General features: G+C 65.4%; 16 protein-coding genes. 8 read left to right on the top strand and 8 right to left on the bottom strand.

What is annotated here, in order from left to right:
* Positions 1-214: 214 nt before the first annotated feature.
* From Q8R75_RS16635 to Q8R75_RS16605, 7 genes are all read right to left on the bottom strand, one after another.
* Positions 215-1,093: a hypothetical protein gene (locus Q8R75_RS16635; RefSeq protein WP_305612944.1), complete on the bottom strand. Its 879-nt coding sequence runs from the start codon at positions 1,091-1,093 to the stop codon at positions 215-217.
* The gene (locus Q8R75_RS16630; protein ID WP_305612942.1) at positions 1,090-3,366 is read right to left on the bottom strand and encodes a hydantoinase B/oxoprolinase family protein; all 2,277 of its coding nucleotides are present in this window, start codon (positions 3,364-3,366) and stop codon (positions 1,090-1,092) included. Before Q8R75_RS16630 ends, Q8R75_RS16635 begins: the two co-directional genes overlap by 4 nt.
* Positions 3,367-3,412: 46 nt before the next feature.
* Positions 3,413-5,548, bottom strand: a complete 2,136-nt coding sequence (locus tag Q8R75_RS16625; RefSeq protein WP_305612940.1) for a hydantoinase/oxoprolinase family protein — start codon at positions 5,546-5,548, stop codon at positions 3,413-3,415.
* A gap of 72 nt (positions 5,549-5,620) precedes the next feature.
* Complete coding sequence (locus Q8R75_RS16620) at positions 5,621-6,019, bottom strand: acetone carboxylase subunit gamma (RefSeq protein WP_305612939.1); 399 nt, start codon at positions 6,017-6,019, stop codon at positions 5,621-5,623.
* 5 nt (positions 6,020-6,024) lie between these two features.
* A complete protein-coding gene (locus tag Q8R75_RS16615) occupies positions 6,025-7,962 on the bottom strand; it encodes a hydantoinase/oxoprolinase family protein (RefSeq protein WP_305612937.1) in 1,938 nt (645 codons plus the stop codon).
* A gap of 446 nt (positions 7,963-8,408) precedes the next feature.
* Positions 8,409-8,951, bottom strand: coding sequence for a hydrolase (locus Q8R75_RS16610; RefSeq protein WP_305612935.1), 543 nt, complete (start codon positions 8,949-8,951; stop codon positions 8,409-8,411).
* Positions 8,952-9,021: 70 nt separating this feature from the next.
* Entirely contained in the window at positions 9,022-10,593 is a 1,572-nt protein-coding gene (locus Q8R75_RS16605; RefSeq protein ID WP_305626390.1) for a 4-hydroxyphenylacetate 3-hydroxylase N-terminal domain-containing protein, read from the bottom strand.
* Positions 10,594-10,701: 108 nt separating this feature from the next.
* On the opposite strand from Q8R75_RS16605, the gene Q8R75_RS16600 reads away from it, so the two are divergent.
* Positions 10,702-11,400, top strand: coding sequence for a TetR/AcrR family transcriptional regulator (locus Q8R75_RS16600; RefSeq protein WP_305612932.1), 699 nt, complete (start codon positions 10,702-10,704; stop codon positions 11,398-11,400).
* Positions 11,401-11,406: 6 nt separating this feature from the next.
* Here Q8R75_RS16600 and Q8R75_RS16595 read toward each other — a convergent pair whose 3' ends face one another.
* Entirely contained in the window at positions 11,407-12,693 is a 1,287-nt protein-coding gene (locus Q8R75_RS16595) for a GTP-binding protein (protein ID WP_305612930.1), read from the bottom strand.
* 349 nt (positions 12,694-13,042) lie between these two features.
* Between Q8R75_RS16595 and Q8R75_RS16590 the strand changes: the two genes are divergently transcribed.
* The 7 genes from Q8R75_RS16590 to Q8R75_RS16560 all read left to right on the top strand — a co-directional run bounded on the left by Q8R75_RS16590 (position 13,043) and on the right by Q8R75_RS16560 (position 21,888).
* Positions 13,043-15,136, top strand: coding sequence for a sigma-54-dependent Fis family transcriptional regulator (locus Q8R75_RS16590; protein WP_305626391.1), 2,094 nt, complete (start codon positions 13,043-13,045; stop codon positions 15,134-15,136).
* Between the two features lie 254 nt (positions 15,137-15,390).
* Complete coding sequence (gene epsA, locus Q8R75_RS16585; protein WP_305612922.1) at positions 15,391-16,188, top strand: XrtB/PEP-CTERM-associated transcriptional regulator EpsA; 798 nt, start codon at positions 15,391-15,393, stop codon at positions 16,186-16,188.
* Positions 16,185-17,009 carry an ankyrin repeat domain-containing protein gene (locus Q8R75_RS16580; protein ID WP_305612920.1) on the top strand — a complete coding sequence of 275 codons (825 nt, stop codon included), beginning with the start codon at positions 16,185-16,187 and terminating at the stop codon, positions 17,007-17,009. The genes epsA and Q8R75_RS16580 overlap by 4 nt, the downstream gene beginning before the upstream one ends.
* 227 nt (positions 17,010-17,236) lie before the next feature.
* Positions 17,237-19,213: a sigma-54-dependent Fis family transcriptional regulator gene (locus Q8R75_RS16575; protein ID WP_305626394.1), complete on the top strand. Its 1,977-nt coding sequence runs from the start codon at positions 17,237-17,239 to the stop codon at positions 19,211-19,213.
* Positions 19,203-19,790 carry a flavoprotein gene (locus Q8R75_RS16570; protein ID WP_305612917.1) on the top strand — a complete coding sequence of 196 codons (588 nt, stop codon included), beginning with the start codon at positions 19,203-19,205 and terminating at the stop codon, positions 19,788-19,790. The genes Q8R75_RS16575 and Q8R75_RS16570 overlap by 11 nt, the downstream gene beginning before the upstream one ends.
* Positions 19,787-21,328 (top strand): DUF6513 domain-containing protein, encoded by a 1,542-nt coding sequence (locus Q8R75_RS16565; protein WP_305626396.1) that lies wholly within the window; start codon positions 19,787-19,789, stop codon positions 21,326-21,328. The genes Q8R75_RS16570 and Q8R75_RS16565 overlap by 4 nt, the downstream gene beginning before the upstream one ends.
* Positions 21,325-21,888 carry a DUF447 domain-containing protein gene (locus Q8R75_RS16560; protein WP_305612914.1) on the top strand — a complete coding sequence of 188 codons (564 nt, stop codon included), beginning with the start codon at positions 21,325-21,327 and terminating at the stop codon, positions 21,886-21,888. The genes Q8R75_RS16565 and Q8R75_RS16560 overlap by 4 nt, the downstream gene beginning before the upstream one ends.
* Positions 21,889-21,890: the final 2 nt, after the last annotated feature.

The raw sequence follows: 21,890 nt of genomic DNA, 5'->3' as shown, positions 1-21,890 counted from the left end.
TGACCTGGCCGCGTGCGATGGGCAGCATGGATCAACCCTGAAAGTCGCCGTATCCGGAAAATGAAAAGCCCTGCCTGCGCCGGTCAGTATCCGGCGCAGGCGGGCGTGCATTCGCGGTAGCCTGTGGTAAGGCACCGCGACCGCGCAGGCAGGTAAGGCCTGCGGGCTTGATGCGCGGTGTTCGGGGACATCCCGGCCGGGTGCCCCCGTTTGTTCAGCCGCCGATCGACGCGCGCAGCGCGGCCAGCGATTCGAGGACGGATTCGGGTTTCTGACTCGCCGGAATGTCGGCGAACCAGAACTGACCGGCTTCGAGTACCGGCAGGGCAGCGCCGCTCCACAGCGCCTGACTGACATCGACGCCTGCAGACGACGGAGCCGGCACGCGCAGGCTCGGCGAAATCACCGCATCGAAATCGGCCAGCGCAGGCGAAGGCAGCAGGGCATCGCCCTGCGCGCGCAGCGCGATGGACCAGCGATAGTGTTTCGCGACATTGATCAGCGGACGATAGCGCTCGACGTCCGTCTCGCCCATGCGGGGGTCGTCCGGGCGTTCCTCCAGCAGGATGCCGCCCACCGGGTGAGCGGACACCGAACGGATCAGGTCTGCCATGTACATCGCAGCATCTTCGATGCCGTCCGGGTCGAGCTCGATGTCGCTGCGGCCCGCCAGTTCGTTGGCGTGAAACAGCCAGTGCTTGGGCGAGGGCATCGCCAGCACCAGCGGCGTCTGGCCGCGCAGATTGGCGATGACCGCTTCCACGATTTCGGCCAGCAGCGCGCGCGGCTCGTCCTGTTCCAGCAGCTTGCGCAACGGAAAGGACAGCCGCTTCTTCGACCCGAGTTCGGCGCGCACTTCAGGGTGACGCACCAGCCATGAATCGAACAGCTCGCCGACTTCCACCACGGCCACGTCGGGCCGCAGCAGCCCCTGGGCCTGCGAGAAGTACGCCAGATACCGGGCACCGCTCAGCCAGGGATCGCCGTCTTCACCCAGCAGCAGTCGCCGGGTGTAGGCGGAGGACTTCAACCAGACCTTGAGGCCGCTGCCACCTTGCTGACCGGGCAGGATGTCGGCGAGGCGCTGACTCATTGCTTGTCGCTCCCCATCGCACCCAGCGCAGCCAGACGGGCTTCCAGTTCTGCGATCCGCACGTCTTTCGGGTGGGTCATGTAGTTCGGACGCGGCGTGTCGGCGTCGCGGAACTTGTCGGCGCTGCCCATGTAGAGCTTGGTGATGTCATCGCCCCAGCAGCCGAAGTACTGCAGATGCGTCGGCGGCGTCGGCTTGTTCCAGCTCTTGATGAACTCGGCGTAGGGCACGCTGCGGGCAATCCGTGCCTTGCGTTCGGCATCGCGGGCGGCGTCGGTCGCTTCCTGGTTGATGGCCAGCGTCACCGGATCGAACTTGACCTTGTACAGGCGTTCGGCCACGCCCTGCGACATCAGGCCTTCTTCGATGTCACGAATCACGCTGGCCGGGTCGCGTTCGAGCAGGTCGCCGTAGCCGGCACCCGCGCCCTGCGAAATCATGAACAGTTCGCCGCGCTTCGAAATTTCGAAGCCCATGCCCATGTGATAGGTGCTGTAGGTGGCGCCCTCAAAGGGCTGGTCGTTCATGATTTCTTCGATCGAGTGCTTGAACTTGTGCGGCTCGTTCTGCAGCACGTCGTAGACATCGACGCCCTTGACCTTCGACAGCGGGTAGCAGCCGCAGGCGTAGCCGCCAAACAGCCCCTGGATCGGCGGAATTTTCGCGCCCTGGGCGGTGGTCATGAAGCCCCACTGTTCGGAGTCCTTGGTCGCCACGATCATCGTGTAGCCCTGGCCGCCGCGGTACTTGCCCGGGGCGATGGCATCGCGCGTCATCTTCTTCGACACGAGCTGCAGGAAGGGCACGTCTTCCTCGTTCAGCTCCTGTTCGCCGATGTCCGCCATGGTGGCGAAAATCGGAGCCAGGGCATGTTCGCCGTCGGTGTCGGAACGCGCGCCGCCGCCCATGCCGTTCAGGTCGGCACACAGGTTGCCCAGCGTTTCGCCGTGCTGGCTGACCCCACCCCAGATGAAGGTGTTGATCATGTTGAAGGTCGGCGCGTGCACCTTGGTGTACTTCTCCGGACAGCTGTAGAGAAACTTGGCCACCGCGTGCTGGCCGGCGGTGAAGCCGGTGAAGATGGACATCAGCGACTGCGAGTTCGGTGCGTCGTACGACGAATTGACGATCGAATGCGGATCGGTGATCACTTCGATCGGTGCGAACGCCGCCTGACCGCGCGGCAGGTCCGGCCACACGTAGCACAGGAAGCACTGCGCCAGCATGCCCTTGAGGCCGGCCAGGATGGTGTTGGTGGCGCGGTTGGTGAATTCCGGGCTGGAGCCGCGGAAGTCGAAGATCAGCCGGTCGCCGGTCTTGGTCAGCTTGCAGTTGATCTTCACCACGCAGTTCTCGCGCAGCGTCGAGTCCTGGATGATGTAGGTGCGCACCGTCATGTCCGGCCATTCGCTGACCCGGCGCTTCACTTCGGCACGGACGTTTTCCATCGTCGTGCGCAGCGTCGCGACCAGTGCTTCCGGGCCGTCGCTGTTCAGCGTTTCCTCGATGCGCTGCTTGATGCGCAGGCAGGCGAACAGCTTCACCTTCATGTCTTCGTACTGCAGCTTGGGCTCGCGCACCGAGTTCTGCAGGAAGGTCAGGATGTCGCGCTTGATCTGGTAGTTCTCGACCACCTTGAACGGGCACATCTTGAGGCCTTCGTCGGACGGGCTTTCGGCCATCGACGGCATGCCGCCCGGCTCGATCGCGCCGTTCTCGCCCTCATGCACCGTGGACGCCACCCAGCACACCAGCTTGCCCTGGTGGAAGATGGGCAGGATCATCGACTGGTCGGTGTTGTGGACGTTGCCGTAACGCGAGTCGTTGTGGATGAAGCCGTCGCCGTCGCGCACGCCCACCGTCGGTTCGTTCACCCAGTTCTTGATGATGAACTTGATCGGGTGGTGCACCAGCGCCGAGAAGATCAGCACGCCGCCGGCGCTGGCGATCGCCAGATCGCCCGAGGCCGAATAGACGCCCGTGATGATGTCGCCCCACTTGGCGCCCGGTGCCGCACCCATCTGCTCGACCATTTCGTAGCCTTCGTCGCAACCGGCCTGGATGCGGTCACGGATCTTGGCCACGGTGTGCGCGTCGCTGAGGTTCTTCATCGCAGCGTCTTCGTCGGCGCTGCGCGGCATCAGGTCATGGTTCCGCATGATTTCCGGGTCGGGACCCAGAAACAGCGTGGTGTCGTTCAGGAACTTCTTGATCAGCGCGACTTCTTCGGCGCTCGGCACTTTCGGTGCCACCTTCGTGCTTGTTTCGCTCATTTTCAATCCTGTCATCTGTATGGGTTTGATCGGGATGCCTGCGCGTTCAGCCGCGCAGGAACCAGGACGCACCCTGTTTGGCGGCCACGAAGGTCCAGCCCGGATCCACCAGAAAGGTCGTGACTTCGGAGGCGATGATGGCCGGGCCGGCGATCTGCATGCCGGGTTCGATCGCATCGCGGCTCCACACCGGCGTATCGAAGGCGCTGTCATGGCCGACGAACCAGCACTTGCGGCGGCTGCCCGGTGCCGGCGGTGCGGTGCGCTGTTCGGCCGGGACCGGCTTGATGTTCTCGAACTTCACGGTTTCATGGCGCACGAAGGCAGCCACCCGGATGGTGTTGATGCGGATGCCCGCTTCCGGTGCCTGCGAGCCTTCGCCGAAGCGCTTGCCGTAGTCATTCGAGAACTGCGTGATGATGGCCATCACGTCGCTCACGCCATGTACTTCGTGCTGCGGGATGACGGCTGTGGTCTGCACCAGCTGGTTGCCGTAGCGCATGTCCAGTTCGAGGCTGTGGCAGACGTCCTCGCGCGGCACGCCCTGACGCTGCAGATCCTGGGTACCCAGTTCCTTCAGCTCGGCCACGATGGAATTGAAGCGGGCGTAGTCGTCGAACAGGTGACGCGTGTTCGAGTCGTACAGCACCATGTAGAGCGACTGTTCGTGAATGTGCAGCTGGTGCATGTTGCCGGCACCGACCGCCGAAAACACCGAGCTGAGCGGGGGTGCCAGAATCCGGTCGATGTTCAGGTTCTGCGCGATGCCGCAGCAATGCAGCGGGCCGTTGCCGCCGTAGGCCAGCATGGTGAATTCCTTCGGGTCGTAACCCCGGGCGCGCAGCTCGGTGAACAGCCCGTTGGCCATGTTGGCATCGACCTTTTCGCGAATCAGCAGCGCGGCTTCGATCACTTCGCAGTCGAGGTCGTCGCACAGCGCGTCTTCGATGGCCGCCTTGGCACGACGCGGATTCAGCGGAATCGAGCCACCGGCGTAGTTGGCCGCATCGAGGTAACCGAGCAGCAGGTCGGCATCGGTCACGGTCGGGTTCATGCCGCCGCGGTCGTAGCAGGCCGGGCCGGGGTCTGAGCCGGCCGATTCAGGGCCGCACTTCACCGTGTTGTACATGCGGTCGTAGCTGGCGATGGAACCGCCGCCGGCACCCAGCGTGACAAGGTGGACCATCGGCACGGACACCAGCCAGCGGTCGATCACCGGGTTGAAGTCGTAATGCTTGATGCCGCCTTCGACGACGATACCGATGTCGTAGCTGGTGCCGCCCATGTCGGTCGCCACCACATTGCCCAGGTCGCACTGCATGGCCAGGTGTTCGGACGCCGCGATGCCCGACACCGGACCGGAGTGGATGGTCTGCAGCGCGTCGGTCGAATTCAGTTGTGCCATGCCGCCGGAGTTGTGGATCACCAGCATCGGCTTTTCATACTTGTGGGCGCGCAGGTTCTGCTCGAGCGCCGACAGCGCGTGGTACATGGTCGAGTGCAGATAGCCGTCGATGACGGCCGAGGTGGCGCGCACGTATTCGCCCTTGCGACCGGCCACCTGGTGCGACAGGATGATCGGGATAGCGCCGAGCAGATGCGACGGATATTCCTCGAGCAGGATTTCTTCGATGCGCTGCTCGTTCACCGGGTTGACCACCGAATTCACCAGTGCCACGACGATGATTTCGGCGCCGCGGTCCACCAGTTCGCGGATCTGCGTGCGCACGTCTTCTTCGTCCAGCGGCATGACCTGCTCGCCCTGGAAGTCGAGGCGTTCGCGCACGCCGCGGATCATGTGGGCCAGCACCAGCGGCTCGGGGCGCTGCGCGTTCGGCAGATCCTGCTGGCCGAGATTGTCCAGACCTTCACCGTAGCCGCGCGCACGGCTCAGCGGCACCGTCGCCTCGAAGCCGGCGGTCACCAGCATGCCGATCTTCGGTCCCTTGTGCTCGATCAGGGCATTGGTGCCCAGCGTCGTGGCGTAGCGGACGGAGTCGACCTGGGACAGGATTTCTTCCAGTTCCAGACCGAGCACGTGATAGGCCTTGCTCAGTGCTTCGTTGAAGCCCAGTGCAAGGTTGTGGTGGGTGGTCAGGGCCTTGGCCTCGATGTGCTTGCCGTCCCACACCACGAAACAATCGGTGAATGTGCCACCGATATCAACTGATACGCGCCTCATGCTATCTCCTCGATTCGTTCGTACTGACGCACGCAGCCCCTGCGGGCCTGCACGCCGGCAATGCATCCGGGCTCAGTGGCCGTGTCCCTTGTCCGCCGCGACTGCGGGGCCGACGACCGGCGTCTTCTGCTCGCCGCGCCTGGCCCACTGGGCCTTCAGTGCGGGCAGATCCGGTTCCATGTCGTACAGCGGCGGATGGCCGGGAATGGCGTATTCGGTTTCCACCTGGGTGCCGCAGGACGGGCAGCAGAATTCGAGGATGCGCACCCATTCCGGATCGGGGCTGAAGGTGAAGCGGTACTTTTCCGGGTCGAGGATGGGCGGATGGATTTCGCGCGGGTCGCGGTTATGCACCAGCAGACCTTCCTTGTAGCTCTTCCCGGCCGAGCCGATCACGTGGTCGCACACGCGGCATTCCCAGTTTTCGGTCTCCAGGTCGATGCGCAGATATTCGGTCATCAGTACTTTCATTTTTCTCAGCCCTTCCTGTTCAGCATGATGTCGCCCGCGTCGCTGATGACGAAACTCCAGCCATCGAGCACCCGGCAGGTAAAGTAGTCTTCTTCGAGAATGGCCGGTCCGGCGGCCTGGTCGCCCGCCTTGAGCTGGCTCAGCTTGTAGACCGGCACGTCGACGCGACCCTTGTCGCGGATCAGCACCTTGCGCGTGCCGTCGGCCTTGGCAGCGCTTCCCGCAACGAAGCGTGCGGTGTCGGCCGCGCTGGTGCGCAACGACTTGACCGCTCTCAACTGCAGTTCGACCGCCACAGCGCTCGCCAGCGCGGCGGGCAGGGTCGGCGTGCCGGAGATCGCGTGCGTGCTTTCGCTGCCGTCGCTGTTCTCGCCCACGAGCCACGCCTCGACCTCGTATTCGCCGGCGCCGAAGCCTTCGGCGAACATGTCGCGCGATGCCTTGACCTTCAGTGCTTCCAGCGCCTCGGCCAGTGCCTTGTCGCTGCGGTCACCGAGCGCCACGGCGTAGCGCTGCGATATGTCGCAGGAACCGATGCCGAACGCGCTGAACACGGCGGCCAGCTTCGGCACGGCCACCTTGTCGATGCCGGCCTTTTCGGCGACGCCGCACGCATTCAGCGGGCCTGCGCCTCCGAAGGCCAGTATCACGGTGTCCTTCGAAATCTTCGTGAAACGATGCAGTTCGACGGCGATCTTGTCTTCGTAGGCGTGCTCCATCTTGAGCAGCGCTTCGTCGAGATCGACGCCGAGCGGTTCGGCAATCCTGACCTGGACGGCCGTTGCGGCGCGGTCCAGATCGAGCGCCATGCCGCCGCCGAAGTAGGACTTCGGGTCGAACAGGCCGCTCAGCAGACTGGCGTCGGTGATGGTCGCTTCCTTGCCGCCACGGCCGAATGCCGCCGGTCCGGGTACGGCGCCGACGCTTTCCGGGCCGATGACGACACGGCCATTCACCACCTTGATGATCGAACTGCCACCGGCGCCCGCGCTCATGATTTCGCACAGCGGGAAGGACACGCTGATGCCTTCCACGTGACCGCGCTGGACCTCGGCGACCTTGCCGTCGAGGCACTGGCCGATGTCGGTCGTCGTGCCGCCGACGTCGATGCCGATCACGTCCGACATGCCGTACAGCCGGGCGAAGGACTTCATGCCCTCCATGCCGCCGCGCGGGCCGGAGCTGTAGGTCTTGATCGCCACGGTCTTGGCCACGCGGGAGGCGTCACCGTCATTGCGGAAAATCAGCAGCGGATTCTTGGTGCGATAGTCGCGCAGGCGCTTTTCCGCATTGAACAGGAAGGCTTCCATCGCCGGATGGAGAAAGGAATTGATCAGCGAGGTCCAGGTGCGGCGAACCATGTCGCGGTCGGTGGACAGGTCGCTGCCATACAGGATGGGCACCGCGCCGAGCAGATGGCGCGGGTACTTGCGCAGCGCCACCTTCTTGAAGCAGGTTTCCACCGCCATGAAGTCGGCGCCGTCGAAGCTCACGACGAGGCGACTGGCACCCATCGCGGTCAACTTGTTGATCGCCTTGACCACTTCGATTTCGGCATCGGGGCCGGTGACTTCGGCGCTGTCGAGGAACACGACGCGGTCGCCGACCAGCGCTTCGTACACTTCCGGGTCATGCTCGGCCAGCCGGACCGGCAGGTCGCGCAGCGCGCCGTCGATGATCAAACCCAGACGCGGGCCCTTGCGTTCGCAGATGGCATTCGTGCCCTGCGTGGTCGAGTAGCGGATCAGGTCCACTTCTTCGAGCAGGCGCTTCACGTCCGCTGCGCCATAGATCACTTCGGACGCCTTCTGCAAGCCGTCGAAGAAGCACTTGCTCAGGTCATAGGGTGTCGTGAGCACCTTGGTCTTTTTGACGACGCCGTCCGTCATGATGCAGATATCGGTGAGCGTTCCACCGTTATCGATGTTGATGTGCACTGCCATTCCCCATTACCTCCCGCCATCCATTCGTGGATCAAGACCGCTTTTAGAAGATCAGAAATCGATACCGACGCCGCATGGCCGTCCGCGGCATCAATGTCTTCTGCCGGCGAACGGGACCCGTGTGACACGTGGACTTCCCGACAGCACCAACGCAAGCGCTGTGCCACACGCGAGATATTTTCAAGTAATTGATTTATATAGGGATTAAAATGGCCAAAATGCGCTGAAAGCCAGACGATGGTTCGTTATCCGGACGATCGTCCGATCCCTCTTGATTGCTGCGACGCAATATAAAGGCGTGTTCGAGGCAGGCTCGGGGGATGGATTGCGAAGGGGAAGGGAGGACAAAAAAGCGCGGGGGGAGGGAGGGCCGGAGCGGGCGAATTGCCGTGCGTCGTGGCGCACACGGTCCGGGCGACCTGAGGCGGCCGCACTGCCGGCTCGGCTCAGCGGATGAAGCGTTCCAGTACGGCGCGGAACAACGGCGTGCCTGCCTGTTCGAGCCATTCGAACGCCACCATTTCGCGGCTGACGATTTCCGCGCCGTTCTGCTGCATGCGCTGCAGCGCCAGCGCCTTGTCGCGGGGGCGTCGCGAGCCGACCGCATCCTCGACGACGAACACCTGCCGACCCATGGCGAGCCGGTCTAGCACGGTCTGCTGCACGCAGACGTGCGCCTCGGTGCCGACGACGACCCATTGTCTGCGTCCGGCTTCGGGTGCCCTGAGCAGGCTGCTTTCGGCAAGCGCCGAGAAATGCGTTTTCTCGACGATGGTGCCGTCCGGAAAGCGCGCCCGCAGACCGGCTTCGGTCGGCCCGAGGCCTTGCGGATACTGCTCGGTCGCCAGTATCGGCACGCTGATCGCCTGTGCCACGTCGACCAACCAGGTCGCGTTCTCGAGAACGGTCTGGCCGTCATCGATGGCCGGCAGCAGGCGTCCCTGCAGATCGATGACCAGCAGTACGGATTCACAAGGTTTGATGCGCATGCTGGCTCTTTCCTGTTGCGCCGGCCGCCTGCCGTGTCGGGAGGCGGCTGGTGTGGGTTACGCCCGGTCGTCAGTCATCGGTCGGACGCGCGACGGGCAGCGGCACCATCACGGCCTGACCGGGTTGGCTGCAACCGGCGTCGCAACAGCGTCCGGGCTGCCTGTTGCGTGTGATCGAACGCTTCTCGTCCGCCAGCACGCCGCGATCAAGCAGGCGCTCGACCAGATCGACCTTGTCGCCGACCGGGTAGTTGCGCCAGATTTCCTGTTTCAGTGCGGCGGGCGATCCGCCGCCATGCAGGCTGATCAGCGAATACCAGCCGCCCTGATACGAGGCGGTCAGGTCTTCCATGAAGCGCGCGACCTCGATCCGCTTGTCGTACGGGATGTCCGGATTGGCACGCAGCACCTCGGCCAGCGTCGCAGCGGTGGCCGGGTTGTGGTCTTCGTGCGGGCCGGGCAGGGCGACGATCAGGCCGCCTGACACTTCGTGCGCCAGCCGGTGCATGTCGTAGATCTGGGTCGACAGCAGCAGCTTGCCGATATTGGCGAACACCGGCTCCGGCATGAAGGTGTACGAGTACGGATCGGCCGCCGCATAGACGCTGGCGGCCACACCGCAGGCGTAGAAACCTTCGGTGATCTTGATCAGTTCGACCATCGGGTCGCGCAGATTGGCCTTGCGGTCGGGGTCCAGCCCGTTCGCTTCGCACATCAACGCGGCAGCGCCGATCAGCAGGTCGCCGAAACCGGCGCGCGCGGCGATGCAGCTGTGGCGGTGGTGGGTGGCGTAGTTATAGGTGACGGCGCCGGAGTGTTCCCACTCGCCGGCGAGGAACACGCGCGCCCAGGGCACGAACACGCGGTCAAAGATGACCACGCCGGTCGATTGGCCGTAGCGGCGCGAAAACAGCGGTGAGCCATGCTCGGGCTTCTCGCCCGGCCGGCCGGCGGGGCGGGCGACGATGGTGATGCCGGGCGCGTCGACCGGTACCGCACAGCACACGGCGAAGTCTGCGTCGGCTTCGGTCATGTTGCGCGACGGCATGACCAGGAACTCATGCATGTAGGGCGCGCCGGTGACGATGGCCTTGGTGCCGGAAATGACGATGCCGCGGCCGTTGCGCTCGACGATGTGCAGGTAGACGTCCGGATTCGACTGCTGGTGCGGCCGCTGGCTTCGGTCGCCCTTGGCGTCGGTCATCGCGATGCCCAGCGTCAGGTCTTCGTCCTGCACGCGCTGCAGGTAGTCGGCAAAGCGGGCGCCGTACTCGGTGTTGCCCCGCGCGTCGTCGAGCCGCGCCACCGCCTGGCCGATGCCATTGAGTGCGTCATGCGCCAGATAGCGCTGCGCGCAACCGGTTTCCTGGCACAGGATGCGCACTGCTTCGAGCTTGTTCAGCAGGTCGCCGGACGACTCGTTGATGTGCAGCATGCGATTGACCGTCCGGCCGCTGCGCGTCTGCACGGCCGTCATCAGCGGCGCTTTGGCCGGGTCGTGCGCGAAATCGTAGCTCACCGCGAGTGCGTTGATGCCGGGCTGCATCGACGGTGCGTCGACGACCGAATCGAGCAGTTGGCCATCGACATAAACCCTGGGGGAAAGCTTGCGCAGGGACTCGCGGAAGTCCCGACCTGTCATCAGCGTGCCGGTGTTGGCGGCGGGGGCCGCTTTTCCATGCAGGGGAAGTGTGGAACGTTCCATTGATTGAACACTGTTCAAATAATTGCGTCAGGTTAAAATCAGGTCATGGTCAAGTCAACCGTACGGTCGCCGGACGACGAGCCGGTGCTGCCTGCGCCGAACGCACCGCGCGTGCTGCGCGAGGCGGCCATCAACGAAACGCGGCGCACGCTGATTCTCGATGCCGCGCGGTCCGCGTTCTTCGAACTGGGGCTCGAAGGCGCCAGCCTGCGGGAAATCGCCAAGCGCGCCGGCTACACACCCGGCGCGCTGTACAGCTACTTCGGCAGCCGCGAGGAAATCTACGCCGCACTGCTCGGCGAGTCGCTGCACCGGCTGAAGCAGTGCGTGGATGACGCGACGCCCGCAGGCGGAGTTGCCGCGACGGACGAGCGTGCTGCGCTCGTCGCGCTGCTGCGTGCCCGGGCAATGGCCTTCTTCGGTTTCTACCGCGACCACCCGCAGGACATGGACCTCGGGTTCTACCTGTTCAACGGCGCGCGGCCCCGCGGCCTGACACCCGAACTGAACCAGCAGCTCAATCGCCGGTTGCAGGCCGCACTGCTGCCGATCCAGGAATTGCTGGCGCAGCTCGGCCTGAACGAAGCGGAGGCGGTGATCGAAACCAGCGCGATCTTCGCGCACATCGTCGGCCTGCTGATGCTGAACAACACCGGACGCATCCGCTTGTTCGGGCAAAACGCGCACGACCTGCTGGTGCGCTATCTCGACCCGTTGTCGGCAAGGTTCGCCGGCCCCGCCTGACGCGCTTCAGGTGCCGCCGCGACCCGGCGCGGGGCGGGCCGAAAAACGCCGGGCCTGGACGACCCAGCCGTCTGCCTGCAGACCACCGGCCGGCGCGACCGGCATCCTCTGCGACAGCCAGCAGCGCGTCGCCATGAACGGGTTGGCGGCCACTGCGCGTGCGGCAGCTGCCTGCGGAGGAAGATTGGCAAGCAGCGTGCGGATGAGGTCGCGCTCGTCGTCGCCGATGTCCCGCGTGATGAACACCAGACGCCCGTGGCGATCGTCGAACGGGCCGCCTGCCGGCCACGCAGGCAGGCGCAGCGGCGGGTAGGCCACGTCCTGCACGCACTGGATCACCTGCGGCAGGTCGTCACCGGCCACATTCATCAAGCCCTTCACGCGCAGCAGACGCGGACCCCAGCTTTCCAGGATGCGACCCATGGCGACCGAAAACCCGTACCACGGCACGGGTGCCTCGAAGCGCACGACGAAGCTCGATACCGAATCGTCGTGGCGCGCCGACGTCGCACGCGCCGGTGCCGGCTGTGTGTTCCAGCGCAGCGGTGCCGCAGCGTGCGCGGCCCGGGCGCTTTCATCGAGAACGCGTTCCTCGCCCAGCCACGCCGCCACATCCGGCAGCTTGCCGGTGGTGGAATAGATGCCGCTGCCGAACAGCTGGTCGGGCTCGATCCGACCGTGGCGCACGTCCAGACGCAGCGCGCCCGGATTGAGCGTGTCGAGCCGCGCATCGAGCGCTGCCCGGCTATCGGCACCCGCCAGGTCGCCCTTGGTGATCAGCAGGCGGTCGGCCATGGCGATCTGGCGCAGCGCTTCCTGATGGCGGTCGATCTGTTCCAGGCCATGTGTCGCATCGACCGCAGTGAGCACGCTGTCGCACACGAAACGGGCGGCGATGAAGCGCTCTTCCATCAGCGTGTAGATGACCGGCACCGGGTCGGCCAGACCGGTGGTTTCGATCAGCACCCGCGTGACCGGCGGAATCTCGCGCTTCGAACTTCGGAGGTGCAACTGTTTGAGTGCGGCCACCAGATCGCCCTGCACGCTGCAGCACAGACAGCCGGAATCGAGCAGCACCGTGGTGTCGTCGAGTTTCTCCACCAGATGGTGATCGATGCCCACTTCGCCGAATTCGTTGATCAGGACCGCGGTGCCGGCCATCGCGGGATGCTTCATCAGCTCGTTCAGCAGGGTCGTCTTGCCGGCACCGAGAAAACCGGTCAACAGGCTCACCGGAATCCGGTCTATCGGGGCGCCGACGGTGCGGGCGGTGGATGAAGCGCTTGATGTCATCGGTCTCTCCGAAGATTCTGCTTGTGCGGGCGGGTCCGGGAGCCCGGAATCGCCTCGCGCGTTGCGACGGTATTCGAGCAGGGAGTGCAAGCGGCGGACGCCGTCATGGTCAGCATGAGGCCGGGATGCATTTCACCTTTGTTATCAATATCCGGACCCCGTTCACAGCCGCTGTGCGCGTGGTGCCGACAGTCGTACTTTGGTATAAGGCATCATTGTAGAGGGTCGCGTGCGCATCGCTTGCGTATCCGTCCGGGACGCCGATTCAAGGTGCCAGCCAGCTGTTTTCGTGGCACCGGTACCGACATGCGCGGATGCGGTCGTTCTTCAGGACACAACAGGGAGGTGCATGAGTTCGGCCACTTCAGCGCAGCTGTTTTCCGAGCCGGAAAACGATCATCAGGTCATGGCTTCATGGGAACGCTTCCTGAACGGTGACGAAGGCGGCGCTGATGCCCTGCGCCGCCTGATCGATGATTCGTGGCGCCGCTGTCAGGGCGCCAGCGTCGATCCGGCGATTTATCAGGCGCCGCCGCCGATCAAGGAAAACTCGCTGCATTCGCTGCAGACCGAATGCAGCGAACTGCTGACGGCGAGCACGCCGGTGATGGCCGCGGCGCGCGACTTCCTTGCGGAAACCGGCACGGTCATGGTGCTGACCGACCAGAGCGGAACGATCCTGAATCTCGAAGGCGACATGTCGACGCGTGGCGCCGCGGAGGACGTGCATCTGCTGTCCGGCGCCAACTGGAGCGAACTCGCCTGCGGCACCAACGCCATTGGAACCGCGCTGGCTGTCGGCCATGCCGTGCAGATTCATTCGGCGGAGCACTACTGCGCCGGCATCAAGCGCTGGTCCTGCGCAGCCACCGTGGTGCGCGACCCGTACGACAAATCCATCCTCGGTGTCGTCGATGTGTCGGCTCTGACCGAGTCCTACAACCGTCTCAGTCTCGCGCTGGTCCTCGCGACGGCGGGCCGCATCGAGAACCGGCTCGCCAAGCTGGAACTGGACATCCGCTACCGCCTGCTCGAAGAGTGCGTCGACCGGCTCGCCCGCCGGACCACCGATGGCGTCATCGTGTTCGACCGGCGCGGACGCGCCATCAAGTCCAACGGACGCTCGTCGACCATCATTGCCGATCTGGGCATCGACGCAGCTGTCGACGGCCCGGAAGGGCTGTCATCCATTTCCCTGCGCTGGAACAAGCGAAAGGATTCGCCCGTAGACCTGCCTGACTGGATACGCAGGGAATGGGTCGAGCCCGTCATCGAAAATGGCGAACACATCGGCAGCGTGCTCACCCTGCCCAACCGGCGTGGGTCGATGCTGGCCGGCAGCAGCCGCGGCAGTCTGTCCGCTGCCAGCGGCGACGCCGCCGACCAGCGCGGTTTCGAAAAGATCATCGGCAAATCGGATGTCCTGATGCAGGCAGTCGGCCGCGCGCAACAGTTGGCGAAGTCTCGCGTGCCCGTGCTGCTGCTGGGAGAAACCGGCGTCGGCAAGGATGTGTTCGCGCGTTGCATCCATGAATCGGGGGCATTGGAGGGGGCGCCATTCGTGGCGCTGAACTGCGGCGGTTTTTCGCGTGAATTGCTGTCCAGCGAACTGTTCGGTTACGCCGAGGGCGCCTTCACCGGTGCCCGGCAGGGCGGGGCCATCGGCAAGATAGAAGCGGCCAGCGGCGGCTCCCTCTTTCTCGATGAAATCGGCGAAATGCCGCTCGATCTGCAGCCGCACTTCCTGCGCGTACTCGAGGAGGGTGAGGTCTATCGCATCGGTGAAAACAAGCCGAGAAAGGTGAACTTCCGGCTCATTGCGGCAACGAACCGTGACTTGCGCAAGGAAATCCAGTCCGGTGGATTCCGCATGGACCTGTTTTACCGCGTGGCCGTCACCAGCATCAATATTCCGTCGCTGCGGGCCCGCAGTGACGACATCGCGTTGCTCGGCGAACACTTCCTGACGCAACTGTCGCAACGGCATGGCATGCCGCTGCGGACCTTGTCGCCCGCTGTTCTGACCGTATTGCAGCAGCACGCCTGGCCGGGAAACATCCGCGAGTTCCGCAACGTCATGGAAAGCATGTTGCTCACCTCGGGGAACACGGTGCTGGACGTGGACGACCTGCCGCCTCATGTGCTGTCGCCGCTGCCGGCTGCGTCAAGGTTGCCGGCGCCGTCCATTTCACCGAGTGGATCCGTCGCGGCAGGGCCGGTTGCAGACAGCGCCCCGTCCTTGACCAGTCTCGAAAATGCCGAACGCGAAGTGATCGTGACCGCGATCATCAAGCATGGCGGAAACATGACCGCCGCGGCGCGCGAAGCGGGCATCGCCAAGAGCACGCTCTACGTCAAGCTCAAGCGCTTCGGCATCGACGAGCAACTGAAACGCTCCGGTCTGGACGGCCTCACGCGCGGCCGGCAGGATACGGCGGTCTGACCGCAAGCTGGCGCCGTCCGGCGACAGCCGGATGGTGCAGTCGCGCACTGCGGTAGCGGCCATGCGCAAGGCATGGGCGGTCATCGACGGCCAACCTCGTCACCCAATTGCAACATTCACCCGGGACAATCCGCATTCGCGAATTGCGGTATTCCCGCGTCAGCGCTTCCCATCCGCGGCTCGCGGACCGGACACACCGCAGACTACGACGGACCGGTCTCGCGTCCAGACATTCACGACCGTTCAGGCGCTCCATGAAAGAATCGCTCGCGCAGGAACAGGTCGACGTTCAGCTGCTGCTGTTCACGATCGAAACGTCGATCCGGGTGGTCAAGCGTTTCCAGTTTTTCCTCTGGGCGCAGGGTTCGCTGCAGACATTCCTGCCGCACGAAACCCTGCTGTGCGCCTGTGGCGACCTCGAGCGCGGCAACTTCCGCGCGCTGGTGTTTTCGCGTTCGGTGCTTGCGCCGGAAATCGAGGCGCAGATGACCAATCCGGCCGACGGACTGATCGGCCGTCTGATCGAAGACTGGCGCCATGGCGCGCGCGAACCGCTGGCCCGTTCGAGCGGACCGCGCAACCGGGACAGCAGTACGGCGCTGCTGCGCACCCTGGGCATCGAACATGCGCTGGCGCACGGCTGTCGCGAGGCGCGGGGCGAGCAGTCCACCTTTTTTGCATTGCTCGGCGTGCCCGCGGCGCCGACCAGTCAGGACGCGCGCCACATCGAGCTGCTGATGCCCAACCTGCATCTCGCACTGCTGCGCATCGTCGAGTTCGAGCGTGCCGAATCGGGCGAACGTACCGGCGTTCGCCCGCCGCTGCAGGCAACGCTGAGCGGGCGCGAACTGCAGGTGCTCGACTGGGTGCGCGAAGGCAAGACCAATCAGGAAATCGGGCAGATCCTGGACATCAGCCCGCTGACCGTGAAGAACCACATCCAGAAAATACTGCGCAAGCTGGACGTGACCAACCGCGCCCAGGCCGTGGCGCGCGTCACTGCGCTGCGCGCACACGAAGGCGGCGCCGAAACGGCGCGGGACATGTCATGAAGAGGACGATATCGATGCTGCAGCGCCAGACCTTTTTCCTTCTGTTCGGCCTGTGGCTGGCCGGCGCGCATGCACATGATGTACCGCCCGAATGGCAGGGCCGCATCGCCGAGCCCGAGCGGACGCGCGCGGCCGTGCCCGCGACCCCACTTGAGTACGCCGACATCAGGCGCAGCGGCGCGGACGTCGATCCGCGCGCTTACCGCGCCGCGGATCTGGCGCTGCTGTCGGCAGCGCGGCGCGGCGAGTGGGCGACCGCGGCGAAACTGCTGAAGGCGGGTGCGCCGGCCAATGCTCGCGATGTGTGGGGCGACAGCGTGCTGGTCCATGCCGCGGCGGCCGGCGAGACCGAATTCGTGCGCGCGCTGATCAACGCCGGCGCACACGTCGACCGGCGCGGCGCAAAAGGCTTCACGCCGCTGGGCGCCGCGGCGCTTGCCGGCCATCACAAGGCGGTCGACCTGCTGCTGCGCGCCGGTGCCGACATCGATGCCAAAAGTTCGAACGGCCATACGGCCCTGATCGACGCCGTGATGCTCGACCGCAGCGAGGTGGTGGCGGTGCTGCTGCGTCACCGGCCGAAGTGGGAACTTCAGACCGAGCGCGAATTCGGCCGCCATGCGCTGTCGCTGGCGGCGGCGCTGGGTCATCTGAACGTGCTCGACCAGCTGCTGACGGCCGGGTTCGACCCCAACATCACCGATGGCGGCGGTTTCAACGCGCTGTACTGGGCCGTGTTCAAGCGGCAGCGCCTGGCGGTGGCCCACCTGCTGGCGATCGGCGCCGACCCGGGCGCGATGTCGACCGACATCTACGACTGAAAAACTGCGCCTGGGCAGCACTTTCCCGGCCGCCACGCTGCAATCCGGCCACCGTCCCGCGGGTATCCCGCCGCGCATGTCCAGCTGGACACGGCGGCGGCTGGCCCGGGATGTGGCCCCGGTGATACCATCCGCTGTTATTCCCACGACCTGCGCGGCCTGCAAAACGATGCGTCCGGCACACCGCGGCGCGCACTGAGCGGCCCCGGCTCCCAAGGCTTGAATTCATGGTGTCTTCCAATTCGGTGGCGGAACACGTCCGTTCGGTTCACGCCATCATCAGCCGTCCGCAACGCCCGGCAGGCCACGAACTTGTGGCCCGCTCGTGGCTGCGCTGCTTTCACGAACTGGGGCTCGACCCGGCCGCCGAAGACAGCCCGCCGCCGCTGGCGCCCCAGGCCTGGCGCGAGCGCGGCGACCGGCTGGGCGAAGTCATGGACAGCGCAATCCCTGAAATGCAGACGCTGCACCGCCAGCTCGACGACCCGCAGTCGGCGCTGGTGCTGGCCGACGCCGAAGGCGTCATCGTCAGCATCGTGCGCCACCCCGGTTTCGCGCGCGAAGCGTCGCTGCGCGGACTGGTCGAAGGCGCGCGCTGGAGCGAGGACGTGCAGGGTACCAATGGCATCGGCACCGTACTGGCCGAGCGTCATTCGCTGGTGATCGCGGGCCACGAGCACTTTTTTGCCCGCCATACAGACATGGTGTGCGCCGCGGCACCGATCTACGACGGCGCCGGCGAGGCGGCGGCGGTGCTGGCCGTGTGTTCGCTGGCCCCTGGCGGCGCGCGCGCGCTGCGTGCGCTGATCGAGCGCTCGGCGCGGGTGATCGAACACCGCGCCTTCCGCGCCCGCCATGCGGCCGACTACATCATCCGCTTCCACGCCCACGCCGGCCGTGTACTGACCGCGGTCGACGGCCTGCTCGCACTGTCGCCCGAAGGCGAAGTGATCGAAGCCAACCACATCGCGTTCGAACTGCTGTCGCCGGAAGGCGAAGCGCTGCTCGGACGCGAAGTGACTGAATTCTTCGGCCAGTCCCTCCCCGAACTGCTGTCGCGCACCTTCCGCGCCGGCTTTCATCCGCTCGCGTTGTCGATGCCACAGCACCAGACCTGGCATCTGCTGGCCCAGCAGCCGTCGCGCACCCGCACGCAAAGCGGCACGCGCGCCAGCGATTCCGCGTCTGCGGCGCAGGCGCTGGCCGAGCTGGACCTGGGCGATCTGCGCATGGCCGGCAATGTGCACAGCGCGATGCGCATCCTCGATCGCGACATTCCGCTGCTGATCGCCGGCGAGACCGGGACCGGCAAGGAAGTGTTCGCGCGCGCCTTTCACGCATCAAGCCAGCGCGCGCGCGGGCCTTTCGTCGCGATCAACTGCGCGTCGCTGCCCGAGGCGCTGATCGAATCCGAACTGTTCGGCTACAAGCAGGGCGCCTTCACCGGCGCCAACCGCGACGGGCGTCGCGGCAAGGTGCTGCAGGCCGACGGCGGCACGCTGTTTCTCGACGAGATCGGCGACATGCCGCTGCAGTTGCAGGCGCGCCTGCTGCGCGTGCTCGAAGAGCGCAAGGTGACGCCGCTGGGCGGCGAGAACGCGGTGCCGGTCGATCTGCAGCTGGTGTGCGCGACACACCGCGACCTGCGCGCCATGGTGCGCGACGGCAGTTTCCGCGAAGACCTGTATTACCGTCTGCGCGGCATGGAAATCAGTCTGCCGCCGCTGCGCGAGCGCACTGACCGCCGCTCGCTGATCGAGCGCTGCCTGAACGAGGAAAGTGCGGGTCGCCACCCGCCGGTGCGCCTGGGCCAGGCGGCGATGAATGTGCTCGATCGCTTCCGCTGGCCGGGTAACATCCGGCAGCTGCGCTATGTGCTGCGTACCCTGGTCGCGCTGTGCGACGGGCCGGAAATCACGCTGCGCGACATGCCGGCCGAAATGCTGGATGCGCCCGAGCCGCTGCCGCCCGCCATCGTCGCGCACGAACCTGTGCAGGACACGGCGGCTGCGCCATCTGCACCGCCGAGTAACCTCAATCCACTGCAGTCGGCAGAGCGCGACGCGCTGCTCGGCGAGCTTCGGCGACATCGGTGGAACATCGCCGGACTGGCGCGCGAGCTGGGCGTCAGCCGCAACACCATCTATCGCAAGATGAAGCGGCTCGATATCGATACCGATGCGCAGGTGGGCGATGGCTTCTGATCCGCGGCTCGATCCGAAGTGGGACCCGCTCGAACTGCTGCCCGACGCCCGGATCGCGTGGGGGCTGACCGGTTCCGGACACTTCCTGAAAGAGTCGCTCGAACTGGCGGACGACATGAACAGCATCGATCTGTTCATGACGCGCGCCGGCGAAGAAGTGCTCAACATGTATGGCTACCCGCTGGCCGACATGAAGAAGCGCTACCGCATCTTCCGCGACAACACGGCGAGTGCGGCCCCGGTCGGACTGTTCTACCAGGGCCAGTACCACACCGTGGTGATCGCGCCGGCCACATCGAACACCGTGGCCAAGTGCGCGCTGGGCATTTCCGACACGCTGGTGACCAATATCTTTGCGCAGGCTGGCAAGTTGCGCATTCCGACCATCGTGTTCGCCTGCGACAGCGAACCGGTGGTGATCACCGAATCGCCCAGCGAATGGGTGACGCTTTACCCGCGCGCCATCGACCTCGCGCACACCGCGACCCTCGCGACCTTCGAACACGTGACCGTGGTCGACAGCGTCGAGGCGCTGAAGGCAGCGCTCAAGCGAAGACTGGAGTCTGTTGTCGGATGAACGCGAACGTTCCTGTGACGACAGACCCCGACCCGCCGGAGAACGCCGCACCACGCCCCGTCGAGCGTGTCCTCTTCCTGACCGGCCATCTGGCGCAGAAAAGCCTGCACCGGATACTCGGCGACATGGAGCCGCTGCCCTTCGCACCGCAAGTGCTGGACATCGGCATCAATGTCGCCGGGCTGATGACGGCCGAGCTGATCCGCCGCCGCCTGCCGCATCCAGTCGCTGCCGACCGCATCATCGTGCCCGGCCGATGCCGTGGCGATCTCGACGCGCTGGCGCAGCACTACGGCGTACCGGTGCAGCGTGGTCCGGACGAACTGAAGGACCTGCCGCTGCACTTCGGCCGCAAGGCCCGGGTGGCCGACCTGTCGAAGCATGATGTGCTCATCTTCGCCGAAATCGTCGATGCGCCCCGGGTCGAGGTGGCGGCAGTCGTCGAACGCGCACAACGCTACCGGCGCGACGGGGCCGACGTGATCGACATCGGTTGCCTGCCGGACACCGATTTTCCGCATCTCGAGGACTGCGTGCGCGCGCTCAAGGCCGAAGGGTTCCGCGTCAGCGTCGATTCGCTCGATCCGAAGGACCTGCTGCGCGGCGCCCGTGCCGGCGCGGATTTCCTGCTCAGCCTGAAGGAAGACACGCTGTGGGTGGCCGACGAGGTCGATGCCACGCCCATCCTGATCCCGAACACGCCGGGCGACCTCGATTCGCTGCGTCGCGTGGTCGACCTGATGCTTGCGCGCGGCCGGCCTTTCTTCGCCGACCCGATACTGGAGCCCATCCACTTCGGGCTGACTGCGTCCATCGTGCGCTTCCACGAACTGCGCCGTACCCACCCCGACATTCCGATGATGATGGGAGTGGGCAATCTGACCGAACTGACCGACGCCGACACCAGCGGTATCAATGCGTTGCTGATGGGCATCATTTCGGAGCTGCACGTGGGCGCAATCCTCGCCACCGAGGTCAGCCCGCATGCGCGGCGCGCCGTGCGCGAAGCCGACTGGGCGCGCCGCATCATGTTCGCCGCGCGCGAGGACAACGCGCTGCCGCGCGACTATTCCGGCGCGCTGATGACCACGCATGCGCGCCGCCCCTATACCGACACGCCGCAGGAAATCGTCGATGTGGCCGGCGCGGTGCGCGACCGCAATTTCCGCATCCAGGTCGCGACGGATGGCGTGCATATCTATAACCGGGACGGCCATCAGGTCGCGACCGACCCGTTCGATCTGTACCCGAAGCTGGGCGTCGAGGACGACGCCGGTCACGCCTTCTATCTTGGCGTGGAGCTGGCGCGCGCGCAGATTGCATATCAACTGGGCAAGCGCTACGCGCAGGACGAAGAGCTGGAATGGGGCGCTGCGGTAGAGCCCAAGCCGGTCGACCTGCAGGTGCATCGCGCGCCCGGCAGCACCACGAAGAAGAAGCCGAAGAAGGCCGCGGACCGGGTGGCCGACGCACAACAAGGCTCTATGCCCGACGGCACACAGGGTCCCGACCAGGACCGCATACAGGACACGCCATGATCTGGGAAACCATACTCACCACCGTCGACGTGCAGGGCCGCACCCACATCACGCCGCTGGGCATCCGCGAGGAGCGCGGGCTTACCGTGCTGTCGCCGTTCCGTCCGTCGTCCACACTGGACAACGTGCTCGCCAACCGCGTGGCGGTGGTCAATTTCACCGACGACGTTCGCGTGTTCGCCGGTTGCCTGACCGGCCGGCGCGACTGGCCGGTGGAGGCGGCCGAAAAAGTGGCCTGCGCGCGACTGGTCAACACGCTGGCCCATCGCGAACTGGAACTGGTCGAGGTCGAGGAAGACGACGTTCGCCCGCGCCTGTTCTGCCGCACCGTGCATGAAACCAGTCACGGCGCCTTCCCCGGCTTCAATCGCGCCCGCTCGGCCGTGGTCGAAGCCGCCATCCTGGTCAGCCGCCTGCACATGCTGCCGATCGAAAAGATCGACGCCGAACTGGCCTATCTGCAGATCGCCATCGACAAGACCGCCGGCCCGGCCGAACGCGAGGCGTGGGGTTGGCTGATCGAGAAGATCGACGCCCATCGCGCCGGAGTGCAGTCTTGATC

It is taken from the genome of Methyloversatilis sp., assembly GCF_030696805.1.
Taxonomy (GTDB): Bacteria; Pseudomonadota; Gammaproteobacteria; order Burkholderiales; family Rhodocyclaceae; genus Methyloversatilis.
This window is presented reverse-complemented; position numbering and strand designations above follow the sequence as displayed.

Bases quoted from the DNA above. Each gene is read 5' to 3' on its own strand.
- Q8R75_RS16635 (WP_305612944.1), bottom strand. From the start codon at position 1,093: ATGAGTCAGCGCCTCGCCGACATCCTGCCCGGTCAGCAAGGTGGCAGC.
- Q8R75_RS16630 (WP_305612942.1), bottom strand. From the start codon at position 3,366: ATGAGCGAAACAAGCACGAAGGTGGCACCGAAAGTGCCGAGCGCCGAA.
- Q8R75_RS16625 (WP_305612940.1), bottom strand. From the start codon at position 5,548: ATGAGGCGCGTATCAGTTGATATCGGTGGCACATTCACCGATTGTTTC.
- Q8R75_RS16620 (WP_305612939.1), bottom strand. From the start codon at position 6,019: ATGAAAGTACTGATGACCGAATATCTGCGCATCGACCTGGAGACCGAA.
- Q8R75_RS16615 (WP_305612937.1), bottom strand. From the start codon at position 7,962: ATGGCAGTGCACATCAACATCGATAACGGTGGAACGCTCACCGATATC.
- Q8R75_RS16610 (WP_305612935.1), bottom strand. From the start codon at position 8,951: ATGCGCATCAAACCTTGTGAATCCGTACTGCTGGTCATCGATCTGCAG.
- Q8R75_RS16605 (WP_305626390.1), bottom strand. From the start codon at position 10,593: ATGACAGGTCGGGACTTCCGCGAGTCCCTGCGCAAGCTTTCCCCCAGG.
- Q8R75_RS16600 (WP_305612932.1), top strand. From the start codon at position 10,702: ATGGTCAAGTCAACCGTACGGTCGCCGGACGACGAGCCGGTGCTGCCT.
- Q8R75_RS16595 (WP_305612930.1), bottom strand. From the start codon at position 12,693: ATGACATCAAGCGCTTCATCCACCGCCCGCACCGTCGGCGCCCCGATA.
- Q8R75_RS16590 (WP_305626391.1), top strand. From the start codon at position 13,043: ATGAGTTCGGCCACTTCAGCGCAGCTGTTTTCCGAGCCGGAAAACGAT.
- epsA (WP_305612922.1), top strand. From the start codon at position 15,391: ATGAAAGAATCGCTCGCGCAGGAACAGGTCGACGTTCAGCTGCTGCTG.
- Q8R75_RS16580 (WP_305612920.1), top strand. From the start codon at position 16,185: ATGAAGAGGACGATATCGATGCTGCAGCGCCAGACCTTTTTCCTTCTG.
- Q8R75_RS16575 (WP_305626394.1), top strand. From the start codon at position 17,237: ATGGTGTCTTCCAATTCGGTGGCGGAACACGTCCGTTCGGTTCACGCC.
- Q8R75_RS16570 (WP_305612917.1), top strand. From the start codon at position 19,203: ATGGCTTCTGATCCGCGGCTCGATCCGAAGTGGGACCCGCTCGAACTG.
- Q8R75_RS16565 (WP_305626396.1), top strand. From the start codon at position 19,787: ATGAACGCGAACGTTCCTGTGACGACAGACCCCGACCCGCCGGAGAAC.
- Q8R75_RS16560 (WP_305612914.1), top strand. From the start codon at position 21,325: ATGATCTGGGAAACCATACTCACCACCGTCGACGTGCAGGGCCGCACC.